Origin of the sequence: Enterobacillus tribolii (assembly GCF_003363015.1) — a bacterium.
Classification (GTDB): domain Bacteria; phylum Pseudomonadota; class Gammaproteobacteria; order Enterobacterales; family Enterobacteriaceae; genus Enterobacillus; species Enterobacillus tribolii.
This window is the reverse complement of sequence record NZ_QRAP01000001.1, coordinates 652,902-666,584: the sequence shown is the minus strand read 5'-3', so window position 1 is coordinate 666,584 and position 13,683 is coordinate 652,902. Positions and strand designations below refer to the sequence as shown.

At 54.7% G+C, this 13,683-nt stretch carries 10 protein-coding genes; 6 read left to right on the top strand and 4 right to left on the bottom strand.

Annotated elements, in window-relative coordinates:
• Positions 1–161 precede the first annotated feature (161 nt).
• Both mlc and C8D90_RS02895 read right to left on the bottom strand, forming a co-directional pair.
• Complete coding sequence (mlc, locus tag C8D90_RS02900) at positions 162–1,379, bottom strand: sugar metabolism global transcriptional regulator Mlc (protein ID WP_230472951.1); 1,218 nt, start codon at positions 1,377–1,379, stop codon at positions 162–164.
• A gap of 195 nt (positions 1,380–1,574) precedes the next feature.
• The gene (locus C8D90_RS02895; protein WP_115456895.1) at positions 1,575–2,462 is read right to left on the bottom strand and encodes a LysR family transcriptional regulator; all 888 of its coding nucleotides are present in this window, start codon (positions 2,460–2,462) and stop codon (positions 1,575–1,577) included.
• A gap of 249 nt (positions 2,463–2,711) precedes the next feature.
• On the opposite strand from C8D90_RS02895, the gene C8D90_RS02890 reads away from it, so the two are divergent.
• Together C8D90_RS02890 and tus are read left to right on the top strand one after the other, a co-directional pair.
• Positions 2,712–3,935 carry an MFS transporter gene (locus C8D90_RS02890; protein WP_230472950.1) on the top strand — a complete coding sequence of 408 codons (1,224 nt, stop codon included), beginning with the start codon at positions 2,712–2,714 and terminating at the stop codon, positions 3,933–3,935.
• 177 nt (positions 3,936–4,112) lie between these two features.
• Positions 4,113–5,045, top strand: coding sequence for a DNA replication terminus site-binding protein (gene tus / locus C8D90_RS02885; protein ID WP_115457248.1), 933 nt, complete (start codon positions 4,113–4,115; stop codon positions 5,043–5,045).
• A 12-nt stretch (positions 5,046–5,057) separates the two neighbouring features.
• Here the strand turns inward: tus and fumC are convergent, their stop codons facing one another.
• On the bottom strand, positions 5,058–6,455 hold the full coding sequence (gene fumC / locus C8D90_RS02880) for a class II fumarate hydratase (protein ID WP_115456893.1): 1,398 nt from the start codon (positions 6,453–6,455) through the stop codon (positions 5,058–5,060).
• 147 nt (positions 6,456–6,602) lie between these two features.
• On the opposite strand from fumC, the gene manA reads away from it, so the two are divergent.
• A complete protein-coding gene (gene manA / locus C8D90_RS02875) occupies positions 6,603–7,778 on the top strand; it encodes a mannose-6-phosphate isomerase (RefSeq protein WP_115456892.1) in 1,176 nt (391 codons plus the stop codon).
• 141 nt (positions 7,779–7,919) lie between these two features.
• Positions 7,920–9,452, top strand: a complete 1,533-nt coding sequence (locus tag C8D90_RS02870; RefSeq protein ID WP_115456891.1) for a YdgA family protein — start codon at positions 7,920–7,922, stop codon at positions 9,450–9,452.
• Between the two features lie 59 nt (positions 9,453–9,511).
• On the opposite strand, the gene malI is transcribed toward C8D90_RS02870, so the two are convergent.
• Positions 9,512–10,543 (bottom strand): Mal regulon transcriptional regulator MalI, encoded by a 1,032-nt coding sequence (gene malI / locus C8D90_RS02865; protein ID WP_115457247.1) that lies wholly within the window; start codon positions 10,541–10,543, stop codon positions 9,512–9,514.
• Positions 10,544–10,772: 229 nt separating this feature from the next.
• Between malI and malX the strand changes: the two genes are divergently transcribed.
• Entirely contained in the window at positions 10,773–12,368 is a 1,596-nt protein-coding gene (gene malX, locus C8D90_RS02860) for a maltose/glucose-specific PTS transporter subunit IIBC (protein WP_115456890.1), read from the top strand.
• Between the two features lie 60 nt (positions 12,369–12,428).
• Positions 12,429–13,613, top strand: coding sequence for a MalY/PatB family protein (locus C8D90_RS02855; RefSeq protein ID WP_115456889.1), 1,185 nt, complete (start codon positions 12,429–12,431; stop codon positions 13,611–13,613).
• The last annotated feature ends 70 nt before the right edge of the window (positions 13,614–13,683 follow it).

Here is a 13,683-nt window from a genome sequence, read left to right as displayed (position 1 = left end):
ATGAACTTAATCAAAATAATTCTAGGCTATGAGGTAGTCCGGCAGTTTGCGTTAGCTCAATCTTTTGTCTTTAAGGAAGATCATTGATTATCCAGCCCTTTCGGAGTAATCAATAATGGTTAATTAATCAATTAATAAACGCTATGTAAATCAATGGGTAATCAGCCCTGCAATAACTGAACCAATAGCGCACCATTATAAAGCGCATCTTTTACCAATGCGGCGGCGGGCATTGTGCCGTGATTATGAAAATGGGTGGACTCAACGACTAAGTCTTTGCTGTAATCATGCAAAGACTGCTGTTGAATACAGGTCTGAATAGTCGGATGTAAAATATCACAGGACTGATTGAGCGGCGAACCGATAAGGATTTTATCCGGATTGAATAAATTGACCATGATCGCCACAATACGTCCGACGTTATAACCCACGCCGTTAATTATGTCGCGGGCCAGCCGGTCGCCCATGTTTGCCGCCGCGCATAAATTCTCCACCGTCAGCGGCTGATGATGAAGTAAAGACTGGGGAGAAAGCGGGAGGCGCTGCTGCGCCAGCGTCAGAATATTATCCAGGCCCGCAACGGTCTCCAGGCAGCCATGGTTGCCGCAGTAGCAAAGCTTGCCGTACGGATCGACCTGAGTGTGGCCGATCTCCACCACGCTGTGGCGACGGGTATTGAGCAGGTGCCCGTCCGTGATCACCCCTGCGCCTACGTTATGGTCTATCACAATCTGAATAACGTTCTGGCTGTCTTTCGACGCGCCGAACAGCGATTCCGCCATCGTCCACGCGCAGACGTCATGCTGCAAAAACACCGGAAGCCCGGTGTGCTCACTCAGCGCTGGCCCCAGTGGGACATCCCGGACGTCGGCATAGAAAGGCATACGGTGCACGACGCCCGAGGAGGAATGGATGATGCCCGGCATGGTGATCGCGATAGCTGTTAGACGCTCGAGCTTCTGCTGGTGCCGGTTAAAAAACTGGTCAATTTCATAGATGACGCGCTGCAGAAACGGAAGCTCGGACTGCGCCGGCAGATCCACCGTATCTTCAGCCACCACGTTGGTGCTGAGATCGCGCAAGGTGAGCGTAATGGAACCACGCCCGATTCGGGCGCAAAGAAAATGCCAGGCGGCAGTATCCAGAATCAGCCCCACCGCCGGCCGGCCGCGGCTGCCGACTTCCTGGTATTCCGTTTCCTGCACCAAATGGGCTTCCAGCAGTTCACGTACGATTTTAGTGATGCTGGCAGGCGCTAACTGCGCCCGTTTGGAAAGCTCGATGCGCGATATTGGCCCGCATTGATCAATGAGGCGATACACAGCCCCCGCATTTATCTGCTTAATCTGATCAATATGCCCCGGCTGCCCATCCACGATTGCTGAACCCCTGCTATTTTTCGCGCTTCAAAATAAATATTAACGGGTATGGTGAGACTTTTGCGCAACAGCGTCAAGTATTTGATTAGTTATGTGATTTGGCGCACAAATCATTTTGTACGTTGCTTACAGTTACGTAGATTTTTCAGGCAGTAAGCGAACAGAACGTGTACTCCGCTCCCGGATTCCTGTTTGTCAGGAGAGTAACGAAATTAACGCTGCGGCCTGCGGTGAAACAGGACGTTTGCGATGGTGCACCAGCCACACTTCGGTGAAGGCATTTTCTTCATCCAACGAAAGATAACGAACGCCGTCGATCCGCACACGGGCAAACGATGCCGGCAAAATGGAGATCCCCAATCCGGCGGAAACCAATCCGACGATGGTCATGGCCTCCCCGACTTCCTGCGTAATTTCTGGCGTGATATCCGCAGTTTTCAACAAGGCGAGAATTTCGTCGTGCAATGCGGTGCCAACTTCGCGGGCGAAAAAGACGAAGGGTTGACGGGCCAGATCCCGAAACGTCACGCGGGTATTTCCCGCCGCCGCCAGCGGGTGATCCTGAGGAACGATGGCGACCAACGGTTCACGCAGCAGTACACGGTGTTCCAGGGTTTCCGGCAGCGACGTATTGCGCATAATGCCCAGATCGAGCTTTCCGTCCAGCAAAGGATCGATCTGTTGTTTGGTATTGATTTCACGCATCTGCAAATGAACCTGAGGGTAGCTCTGCCGAAACGCGCGCAGGCTATTGGCAATCAGCGTAATAAACGGCGCAGATGACGTGAAACCGATGGTCAGTTCTCCCAGTTCACCGCTGTGCACCCGCGCTGCTCTTTCCGCCGCCAGGTTTAAATACTCGATGATCCGGTAGCACTCTTTCAGAAACAACTCTCCGGCCTGCGTCAGATGAACGCTACGGTTAGTGCGGGCCAATAACCTGGCGCCGACCTCATTTTCCAGCGCCATGATTTGCTGGCTGAGCGGAGGCTGAGAAATGTTCAGGCGCTCAGCCGCCCTGCCAAAGTGACGCTCTTCCGCAACGGCGATAAAATATTTCAGGTGCCTGATTTCAATACGCATTCGCGGCCTTCCCTCATGTTCCGATAACTTGAATGATATCTTTATGATCTTATACGAGCACCTTTAATATATTAGACAATAATATTCCCGCTTCTTATGATAATTTCAGTCACGCCGCTCTCATTTTTTGGCCTGACTCACGATATTTCATGTCCGATTTTCGGTAAGGATGTAGTTGTGGATTCACCTTCGGCTCAACAGCCGTCCCCGGTCATTGTGGCGGAGGAACCCCTTCCAGCCGCCTCTCCGGTGCCGATCAGGCGCTCGCAGTTAAACAAATTACCTTTCATTGAACGTGGCAGCCCGGCATTTATCCGCGTCACGCTGGCGCTTTTTTCCGCCGGATTGGCGACCTTCGCCCTGCTCTATTGCGTTCAGCCGATTCTGCCGGTGTTGTCGCATGACTTCGGGGTCTCTCCGGCTTCCAGCAGCCTTTCGCTTTCAGTTTCTACCGGACTGCTGGCCGTGGGACTCATGTTTACCGGGCCGCTTTCAGACGCCATCGGGCGGAAACCGGTGATGGTCGTGGCGCTTTTGCTGGCCGCCTGTTGTACGCTGATTTGCGCATTTATGAACAGCTGGAACGGTATTCTGCTGATGCGTGCGCTGATTGGGCTTTCTCTGAGCGGCGTGGCCGCCGTTGCCATGACGTACCTCAGTGAAGAAATCCATCCCAGCTTCGTGGCGTTTTCAATGGGGCTGTACATCAGCGGCAACTCAATTGGCGGAATGAGCGGACGCCTGGTCAGCGGTGTCCTGACCGATTTTTTCAGCTGGCGCATTACGCTGGGCGTTATCGGCCTGATCGCACTTGCCGCCGCCTTCATGTTCTGGCGGATTCTGCCGGCCTCGCGCCATTTCCGCGCGATCCCCCTGCGGCCACGCACGCTGTTGATCAACTTCAGGCTGCACTGGCACGACCGCGGTTTGCCGTTGCTGTTTGCCGAAGGTTTCCTGCTGATGGGGAGCTTCGTTACCCTGTTTAACTACATCGGCTACCGCTTGCTGTCTCAACCCTACTTTCTCAGCCAGGCGATCGTAGGTGTGTTGTCTGTTGTTTACCTGACGGGTTCTTACAGCTCACCCAAGGCCGGCTCCTTGACCGGCAAATATGGTCGTGGCCCGGTGCTCAGCGTTTCAATCCTGATTATGCTGTGCGGCTTGCTGATTACCGCGCTTACCCCACTCACGGCAGTTTTCATTGGTATGATGCTGTTTACAACGGGCTTCTTCGCGGCTCACTCCGTTGCCAGCAGTTGGATCGGCCGGCGCGCCCGCCGGGCTAAAGGCCAGGCATCGTCACTCTATCTGTTCTGTTATTATGTGGGTTCCAGCGTAGCCGGTACGCTCGGCGGCGTATTCTGGTACAGATATGGCTGGCCGGGGATCGTGGTATTTCTGGCGTTGATGTTGGTGCTGGCATTATGGCTTGCGCAACGGCTTAAACGGTTGCCGGAAGCGAAGCTTATCTGATTTCTTGGGGCCGCGTGTGCGGCCTTTCTTGAGAATCTGCAAAGTATTGTACTCCCCCTTAAAACATTTGTAGCTGATGAAATAGGGAATAGAGCTCGGAGGTTACAGAGGGTTGTTTTTAAAAAAAGCCAAATGTATGTTGTAACTAAAATAGCCTATAGGGAAAAGAAAATTATCATGAGCAGAGGTGATATAGCGGGAGAAATGAACGCCTGCTTTACCGAACTTGAGCAAGGGCTTGTGCTAATCGATGAACTTTTAAGATCGTTGACGCCCCTGTCAGCCAGCGTCTTTATGCTGCCGGAGACGGAAAAAGGGACCGAACATGATGAAATAACCCACATCAGCGTTATCCCCGTAAGCGGCCCAGACGCGTTTGATGCCGGGCTACACCACTTCCGCCGGTTGTTTCTTCATCACCATGCTCAGCACATCAGCAGTAAAGCCGCCGTACGCCTGCCTGGTGCGCTGTGCTTTTCTGCCACCTCCCGTCAGATACGAGCCGCCCGGAGCGCTATTGGCGAGGTCAATTTACTCAAACAGAAGCTGGAAAAAATCATCACCGTTGACGCAGGCCTGCCGCCGGAGCAACGTTTCGAGTTCGTGCATCGCCATCTTAAAGGCTTACTGACGCTAAGCGCTTACCGCACCATCACGGTATTGCATAACCCCACTACGGTGCGCTTCGGTTGGGCGAACAAAAATATTATAAAGAACCTGACCCGCACGCAGGTCGTGGAGCTACTGCAAAAAAGCCTGAGCGCCGGACGGGCCGTTCCCCCCTACTCTCGCGAGCAATGGGCAGATTTAGTCAGTCGGGAATTAGATGACATCATGCGCCTGCCGGAAGATGTCCGGCTTAAGATAAAGCGCCCGGTAAAAGTTCAGCCGATCGCCAGAGTGTGGTACCAGGAAATTCAAAAGCAGGTACAGCACGCGTGCGCTATGCCGTTGGTCGTGCTCATTGATGAAAACGCACAAACCCCTGTTCCTGTTTTGGGGGATTTGCCGGATTACGATGCCGGGAATATTAATCTGAAGCATCGGCCGAAGGCGCAGAAATTAGAACTGGTTATTCCACGCCTTCATTTATATCGTCAGCATGACTAGAAGGTGACAACGTCACGCCTTCATGCTCCCCACCATTGCTTCCGGGCGCACCCATTCATCAAACTGTTGTTCAGTAAGATAGCCGAGGGACAGCGCTGCCGCTTTCAGCGTCGTCCCTTCCTTATGCGCCTTTTTAGCGATTTCTGCCGCCTTATCATAACCAATATGGGTATTCAGCGCCGTCACCAGCATCAGGGACTCATTCAGCAATTGCCCGATACGCTGGCGGTTCGGCTCAATGCCACGGGCGCAATGTTCATTAAAGCTGTTCATGCCGTCCGTCAGCAAACGGACGGATTGCAGAAAATTGTGGATGATCAAAGGACGGAAAACGTTTAGCTCAAAATTCCCGGATGCGCCGCCGATATTGATCGCCACGTCATTCCCCATTACCTGGGCGCACAACATGGTCATGGCTTCACATTGGGTCGGGTTCACTTTCCCCGGCATAATCGAACTTCCCGGCTCGTTTTCCGGAATCTGCAATTCGCCGATGCCGCAACGCGGCCCGGATGCCAGCCAGCGTACATCATTGGCGATTTTCATTAACGACGCGGCAAGCCCTTTTAATGCACCATGGGCATGAACCAGCGCATCGCACCCCGCCAGCGCCTCGAACTTATTCGGCGCGGTAACAAAAGGAAGCCCGCACAAACCTGCGATTTCTTGTGCAACGCGTTCGGCATATTGCGGATGCGTGTTCAGCCCGGTGCCAACCGCAGTGCCGCCCAACGCCAGCTCATAAAGATGCGGCAGCGCGTTTTCGATATGACGCTGATTATGCGCCAGCATCGCCGCCCACCCCGATATCTCCTGCCCCAGCGTCAGCGGCGTGGCGTCCTGCAAATGCGTCCGCCCGATTTTCACGATGTCGCTGAACGCCAGCGCCTTGTCACTTAACGTTTGATGCAACATCCTCAGCGATGGCAGCAGGTTTTGGACTAATGCCGTCACGGCCGCCACGTGCATCGCCGTCGGGAAGACGTCGTTGGAGCTCTGGCTTTTGTTGACGTCATCGTTGGGATGCACTTTCCGCGCTTCCCCGCGTTCACCGCCCAGCAGCTCGCTGGCCCGGTTTGCCAACACTTCGTTCATATTCATGTTGCTTTGCGTACCGGAGCCGGTTTGCCAGACCGCCAGCGGAAACTCGCCCGGCAGTTTACCGTCGATGACATCCTGGGCCGCCCGGACTATAGCATCGCCTTTCGTTTCATCCAGCAACGTTAACGCCATATTCGCCAGCGCCGCGCCTTTTTTCACCTGCGCCAGCGCAGTAATCAATTCCGCAGGCATCTTTTCGACCGAAATACGGAAATGCTCCAGCGAACGCTGGGTTTGCGCGCCCCACAGACGCGCGTTCGGAACCGAAATTTCGCCCATTGAATCTTTTTCTTTCCGGAACGTTGTCATCAGATTCCTCCGTCAAAAAATCATCGCAGTCGCCATACGCTTGCGTTTTTCCCGGTTTTATTGCGCCAACCGGTTGCACGCCCGGGCGACGATCCTGTTTACTTACGTAGTTATTCACTTTAGCCCGTTAACCATGGATCATACCAAATGCAGAAGATGATTAATGCCATACAAAACTATGCCTGGGGCAGCCACGACGCGCTCAGCAAACTGTATGGCTTCCCGAATCCCGAAGACAAACCGATGGCGGAGCTTTGGATGGGCGCCCATCCGCTGAACAGCTCCCGCGTAGCGGATAAAAACGGTAATCTGCATCCGTTGCGCGATCAGATCGCCGCGGATACGGCGGGAAACCTGGGCGGCAAGGTTGCGAAACGCTTCGGCGAATTGCCGTTTCTGTTCAAAGTATTGTGCGCCGCTCAACCGCTCTCCATTCAGGTTCACCCCAGCAAAAAGTCCGCTGAAGAAGGTTTTGCGCGCGAAGAGGCTGCCGGAATCCCGCTCAGCGCTGCCAACCGTAATTACAAAGATCCCAATCACAAGCCGGAATTGGTTTACGCCCTGACGTCGTTTCGCGCGATGAACGGCTTTCGCCCGCTGGCCGAAATCGCCGTGCTGTTGAAGCCTGTTCAGGATGCGCATCCGGATATCGCCGCTTTCCTGGCGCACCCTGATAAACAACACCTGACCACGCTGTTCGGCAACCTGTTGGTAATGGAAGATGCGCAAAAAGCGCATGCCCTCAACGTGCTGAAAGGCGCCCTGGAGACGCAGCAAGGCGCGGCCTGGGATGCCATTCGCGGTATCGCACGTTTCTATCCCGACGACGGCGGTCTGTTTTCGCCCCTGTTGCTGAACGTCATTACCCTGCAGCCCGGTCAGGGCATGTTCCTGTATGCCGAAACGCCGCATGCTTATCTGGAAGGAGTCGGCCTGGAAATCATGGCGAACTCCGACAACGTACTGCGCGCCGGCCTGACGCCCAAGTACATCGACGTTCCCGAACTGCTGGCTAACGTGGAATTCATCGAAAAACCGGCCAGCAACCTGCTGACCACGCCGCAGATTAACGGCGCGGAAACCCGGTTCCCGATCCCGGTGGACGATTTCGCCTTTGCCGTACACACACTGAACGCCACGCCCCAGACGCTGGCTCAGGAAAGCGCGGCCATCGTTTTCTGTATTGACGGTGAAGCCTCGTTAAGTAAAGGCAATCAGCAACTCACTCTGAAACCGGGTGAATCCTGCTACATTTCCGCCGCCGAATCGCCGGTCAGCGTTCAGGGCAGCGGGCATCTGGCGCGGGTGTTTAACGATCTTTAACGCCCGTCCTCCCGGATTTTGTTTGCTAATACAACGAATTTGACGTCACAATGCTAAAACGCCTGCGGGCGTTTTATTTTTATCTCCGGGACACTGGCTGACATCCCTGCATTGTCCTCTGGCTTAAGGAAGAACGTCTTTATGAAAAAATCAGCGGTTGCGGTAGCTGTCATCGTTGTTCTGGGCGCAGCCTGGACCGGTGCGTCATGGTACACCGGCACCCTCCTGGAAGAACGGATGGCCGGGGAAGTCACCAAGGCCAATGACGCTATCACTCAATATTTCCCCAAAGCCGGCGTAAAACTCAGCTATGAGGATTATCAACGCCATCTGTTTTCTACCGACGTACGCTTTACCTTACAGGCCGATCCGGCATTTAAAGGTGAAAGCGCCCTGAAGCCGGATCAAAAAATTGTTTTGAAAGAGGCCATCGACCATGGCCCGTTCCCGCTCAGCCAGCTTAAGCGGTTTAATCTGATTCCTTCGATGGCCTCCGTGCATACTGAGCTGGAAAATACACCGGCCGTGAAAGCCATTTTCGACGCAACGAAAGGCCAGTCGCCTTTCGACATCAATTCCCGCATCGCTTACAGCGGCGATACGTCTTCCCGGATTGATTTCGTACCGGTCGACTTTGTTAAAGATAAAACCAGCATAAAATTCAGCGGGGCAACCATTGATGCCGATGTAGGCCGCGATCTTTCGGCCATGAAAATGACCATCGCCAGCGATAGCCTGTTTATCAGCGCCCCCAATCAACATGGCGAAACCGAGAACCTGACCTTACAGGGGCTGAGCCTCGACAACGACACCAAACTGGGTAAGTTCGGCCTGAGTACCGGAACGCAAAAAATTCTGGTGAAAAAGCTGAACCTCGGCATCGACGGTCAGGACGGCGTTCAGTTGGAAAACTTCGCGCTGGACGGCATCGTGAACGATGGCAGCGAAAACGACATCAACGGTGCGCTCACCTACACGCTGGATGCGTTTAAAATCAAAGATCAGGATTTCGGCTCCGGTAAAGCTAATATCAAATTCAGCGGCATTGACGGCGCACAGCTGAAGAAATTCAGTGAACAATACAATGCGTTGGTCACCACAATGCTGGCGAAAGGGGAAAATATCGATCCTGATGCCTATCAGGAGCAGGTCATCGCCCTGTTGGGCCAAAACCTGCCTGCCCTGTTGGCCAGTAAGCCAACCATTCAGCTGCAACCGCTGAGCTGGAAAAACAGCCAGGGGGAAAGCACCTTTACGCTGGACATTACGCTGAACGATCCGCAAAAAGGAACACGTCCGGAACTGGGGATGCTGAATGCCATCGGTAAGCTGGACGCCGCGCTGAACCTTTCCGTTCCGATGGCGACACAATGGGTGAAGCAGTCCGGCGAAATGATGGGTTACAGCGGCGAAGATGCCGCTTCACTGGCGCAGGAGAAGGTAGACAGCCTGGCCGCAATGGGCGAAATGTTCAAACTGACGAAGAAACAGGACAACAGCATCATCAGCACCCTGCACTACGCCGATGGCGTGATTGACCTTAACGGGCAGAAAATGTCAGCGGAAGAACTGCTTCAAATGATGATGAGTCAGCCTGAGGGGTTTGAGCAAGCGCCTGACGACGCGGCACCGGAGCAAACGCAGCCATCCATTGCAGTCCCTCCCGCCAACTAAGCGGATCTCACATCCGTTTTCTCATTTAAAAACGCGGGAATGTCCTCTCCCGCGTTTTTTTATACCGATCCCCTGGCGATCAGCTTCGGCGGCAAAATAATGTGCTGCGGCGGTTCGTCAGGCATCTCGATGCGTTGCAGCAGCCGGTTTGCGGCACTGTGACCAATTTCACGCGCGGAACTGCTGATGAAAGTCAGCGGCGGGTTGGTCAGCTCGGCCTCTGGCACATCGCCGAAACCAATTAACGCCACCTGGCGGGTAAAATAGCTTTCGTTGTTGTCTTTACCCACGGTGTAACCGGTGCCTAACACGCCGAAGTAGGCGCCCAGCGCCACGGACGCCTTATGGCAGAGAATAGCGGTAATCTCAGGATTATGGGTCAGTAATTCCTGCGCTGCCTGTGCCGACGCTTGCTGCCGGCAATCACACTCCACCATCCATTCCGGGCGAAACGGCAGTCCATACTGCAATAATGCGGCGCAGAAGCCGCCTAATCGTTCAGCCCGGGTTAACGAGCCGCCTTCTCCGCCCAGGTAGGCAATCTGCCGGTGGCCGTGTTTAATTAAGTGCTCGGTCGCCACTTTGGCCGCCAGAGAGTTATCAGGGCGAATTACGTCGATGTCATCGAACTCGCTGGCGCGTGCGGCACATACCAGCGGCAGCCGCACGTCCCGGGCTTTCTGTTTCACGACGTCATTCAGAAAGCGCCCGCTGCCGATAATCACGCCGTCAACGCCGTAGGCGCTGAGGCTGTCAAAACAACGGTCAAGATTGCGGCCGTTTCTGCCGCATTGGGTCAAAAACAGCACCTTTCCCTGCCCGTCCAGAATTTCACCGATACCGGCCGCCACTTCGGCATAAAACGGCTCGCTGATGTCGCTGACGATCAGCCCGATAACGTTAGAACCACCGCCGCGCAGCATTGCCGCCTGCTGATTACGGATGTAACCAAGCGCCTCAATCGCTTTGTTTACCCTGACGGCCGTTTTTTCTGAAATCCGTCCTTTACCACTCAACACCAGAGAGACCGTCGTCACCGATACACCTGCGTGCTCTGCCACATCCGTAATGGTGATCTTTTTTGAACTCATACTCCACCCGATCGCCATTGGTTATCGTCTTTGCGAATACCCCGGTAAATGATGACGTTACTTTACCTCAGATTCGATAAAACGTTTAACTGAAGATGGCAAAATATGACGCCGATCTATCGAGCTTTTCTGTGATCATCCCCGTATTTTTCTTTGGTAAAACGTTTTATCTTATTTTACCTAAATTATCAGCCCGTGCTTCGGCCCGTGTTATCATCCAGGAGTCGTTATGCCCACCCCTACGAAACAGAAGATCACGCTGTGGGAATTTTTCCAGAGCCTCGGCAAAACCTTTATGCTGCCTGTGGCATTGCTGTCGTTCTGCGGCATAATGCTGGGAATCGGCAGTTCCCTGAGCAGCCGTGACGTTATTACCCTGCTGCCGTTCCTCAACCATACGGCTTTCCAGCTGGTCTTCACCTGGATGAGCAAAATCGGCTCGTTTGCCTTCAGCTTCCTGCCGGTGATGTTCGCCATCGCGATTCCGCTGGGCATGGCGCGTGAAAACAAAGGTGTTGCCGCCTTTGCCGGCTTCGTCGGTTTTGCGGTATTCAACCTGGCGACCAACTTCTACCTGACGACACAAGGCATTCTGCCGACCACCGATCCGGCCATTCTCAAAGCCAACAACATCCAGAGCGTGCTGGGCATTCAGTCCATCGACACCGGGATCCTGGGCGCGGTCATCGTCGGCATCATCGTTTACCTGTTGCATGAGCGTTTTAACACCATTCGTCTGCCGGACGCGCTGGCGTTTTTCGGCGGCACGCGTTTCGTGCCGATCGTAACGACCGTAGTACTGGGGTTGATCGGTCTGCTGGTTCCCCTGATTTGGCCCTGGTTTGCGATGGGCATTAACGGGCTGGGACGCCTGATCAACGGCGCCGGCGCTTTCGGCCCCATGATTTTCGGCTCCGGCGAACGACTGCTGCTGCCGTTTGGCCTGCATCACATCCTGGTCGCCCTGATCCGTTTCACTGAAGCCGGCGGCACGATGGACGTTTGCGGACACAGCGTCAGCGGCGCCCTGACCATCTTCCAGGCGCAACTCTCCTGCCCGACGACCCAGGGCTTTGCAGAAAGCGCCACCCGCTTCCTGTCACAGGGGAAAATGCCGGCGTTCCTGGGCGGCCTGCCCGGCGCGGCCCTGGCGATGTACCACTGCGCGCGTCCTGAGAACCGTCATAAGATCAAGGGTCTGCTGATTTCCGGCGTAGTTGCCTGCGTCGTCGGCGGCACGACGGAACCGATCGAGTTTCTGTTCCTGTTCGTCGCGCCGTTCCTGTACCTGATTCACGCGATTCTGACCGGCCTGGGCTTTACCGTTATGGCGCTGTTGGGCGTTACCATCGGAAATACCGACGGCAATATTATCGACTTCGTTGTATTCGGCATCCTGCACGGCATGCAGACCAAATGGTATCTGGTGCCGGTTGTCGCAGCGGTTTGGTTTGCGGCGTACTACATGATTTTCCGCTTCGCCATCACCCGCTTTAACATCAAAACGCCGGGCCGCGACGTTGACAATGGTGCCGCCTCCGCGGAGAAAACAGCACCGGTACCGAACAGTAAGTCCGGCTATAACGTCCCCGCCATCCTGAGTGCGCTGGGCGGTGCGGAAAACATCGTGTCGCTGGATAACTGCATCACCCGCCTGCGTATGTCGGTGAAAGACATGAGCCTGGTTGATGATGCCCGACTCAAGGCGCTGCGCGCTATTGGCGTCGTGCATCTTAATGAGCACAACCTGCAGGTGGTCATCGGGCCGCAGGTACAATCCGTGAAAGATGAATTAGACTATTTGATCAGTCAGCCCGCATCCTGATCGCTTTCAACGGGGCGTCTGACGCCCCGTTTTCACGTAACAGAACAAGTGAGTGAACCCATGTTTGATTTTTCCACGCCGATCGACCGTCACGGCACCTGGTGCACCCAGTGGGATTACACCGGCGACCGCTTCGGCGTCAGCGATCTGCTGCCGTTTACCATTTCCGATATGGACTTCGCTACCGCCCCCGTCGTTTTGCAGGCGCTGGAAAAACGCCTGGCTCACGGCGTACTCGGGTACAGCCGCTGGCAGCACGAAGATTTTCTCGGTGCGATCCGTCACTGGTACGCCCAGCGCTTTAACTGCGCCATCGATACCGACATGGCGGTTTACGGCCCCTCCGTCATTTACATGGTGGCGCAGTTAATCCGCATCTGGTCACAGCCCGGCGAAGGCATAGTGGTGCACACGCCGGCTTACGACGCATTTTATAAAACGATTCTCGGCAATCAGCGCCAGTTACTGGCCTGCCCGCTCCAGCGCCATAACGGCGACTGGATGTGCGATATGGCTCATCTGGAAGCCCTGCTGGCGCGTCCTTCTACCAAAATTCTGCTGTTGTGCAGCCCGCATAATCCGACGGGGAAAGTCTGGAGCCGGGCCGAGCTGGATACCATGGCCGAACTGTGCGAACGCCATCAGGTGCGGGTAATCAGCGACGAAATCCATATGGATATGACCTGGGGTGATGCCCGCCATACTCCCTGGAGCGAAGCGGGCCGTACTCCCTGGGCATTGCTGACCTCCGCGTCCAAATCCTTCAACATTCCGGCCCTGACCGGCGCCTATGGCTTCATCAGCGACGCCGCTTCCCGCGATGCTTATTTTCTGCAACTGAAAAGCCGTGACGGACTCTCTTCCCCCGCCGTACTGGCCGTTGCCGCGCATATTGCCGCTTATCGTGACGGCCAACCCTGGCTGGATGCGCTGCGGGCTTATCTGAGCGATAACCTACAATATGTTGCCGATACGCTGAACCGTGCGTTTCCGGTACTTAACTGGCAACCGCCGCAGTCAACCTACCTGGCGTGGATTGATCTGCGCCCTCTGAATGTTGACGATCAGGCATTGCAGCAGGTCCTGATTGATGAAGAAAAAGTCGCGATCATGCCGGGCTTCACCTACGGCGAAGAAGGACGCGGATTCTTGCGTCTGAACGTCGGTTGCCCGCGCAGCAAAGTTGAGCTGGGCGTAGAAAAACTCATTTCCGCCCTGAATAAACTGACGATTCACGCGCAATAATTGATATTAACATCACATTTTTCTGCAACAGCATGGATTGTTGCAGAAAAATGTTTTTATAATGATACGC

Coding starts and splice junctions, on each gene's coding strand:
- fumC (WP_115456893.1), bottom strand. CDS start 6,455: ATGACAACGTTCCGGAAAGAAAAAGATTCAATGGGCGAAATTTCGGTT.
- malI (WP_115457247.1), bottom strand. CDS start 10,543: ATGAGTTCAAAAAAGATCACCATTACGGATGTGGCAGAGCACGCAGGT.
- tus (WP_115457248.1), top strand. CDS start 4,113: ATGAGCAGAGGTGATATAGCGGGAGAAATGAACGCCTGCTTTACCGAA.
- C8D90_RS02870 (WP_115456891.1), top strand. CDS start 7,920: ATGAAAAAATCAGCGGTTGCGGTAGCTGTCATCGTTGTTCTGGGCGCA.
- manA (WP_115456892.1), top strand. CDS start 6,603: ATGCAGAAGATGATTAATGCCATACAAAACTATGCCTGGGGCAGCCAC.
- malX (WP_115456890.1), top strand. CDS start 10,773: ATGCCCACCCCTACGAAACAGAAGATCACGCTGTGGGAATTTTTCCAG.
- C8D90_RS02895 (WP_115456895.1), bottom strand. CDS start 2,462: ATGCGTATTGAAATCAGGCACCTGAAATATTTTATCGCCGTTGCGGAA.
- C8D90_RS02855 (WP_115456889.1), top strand. CDS start 12,429: ATGTTTGATTTTTCCACGCCGATCGACCGTCACGGCACCTGGTGCACC.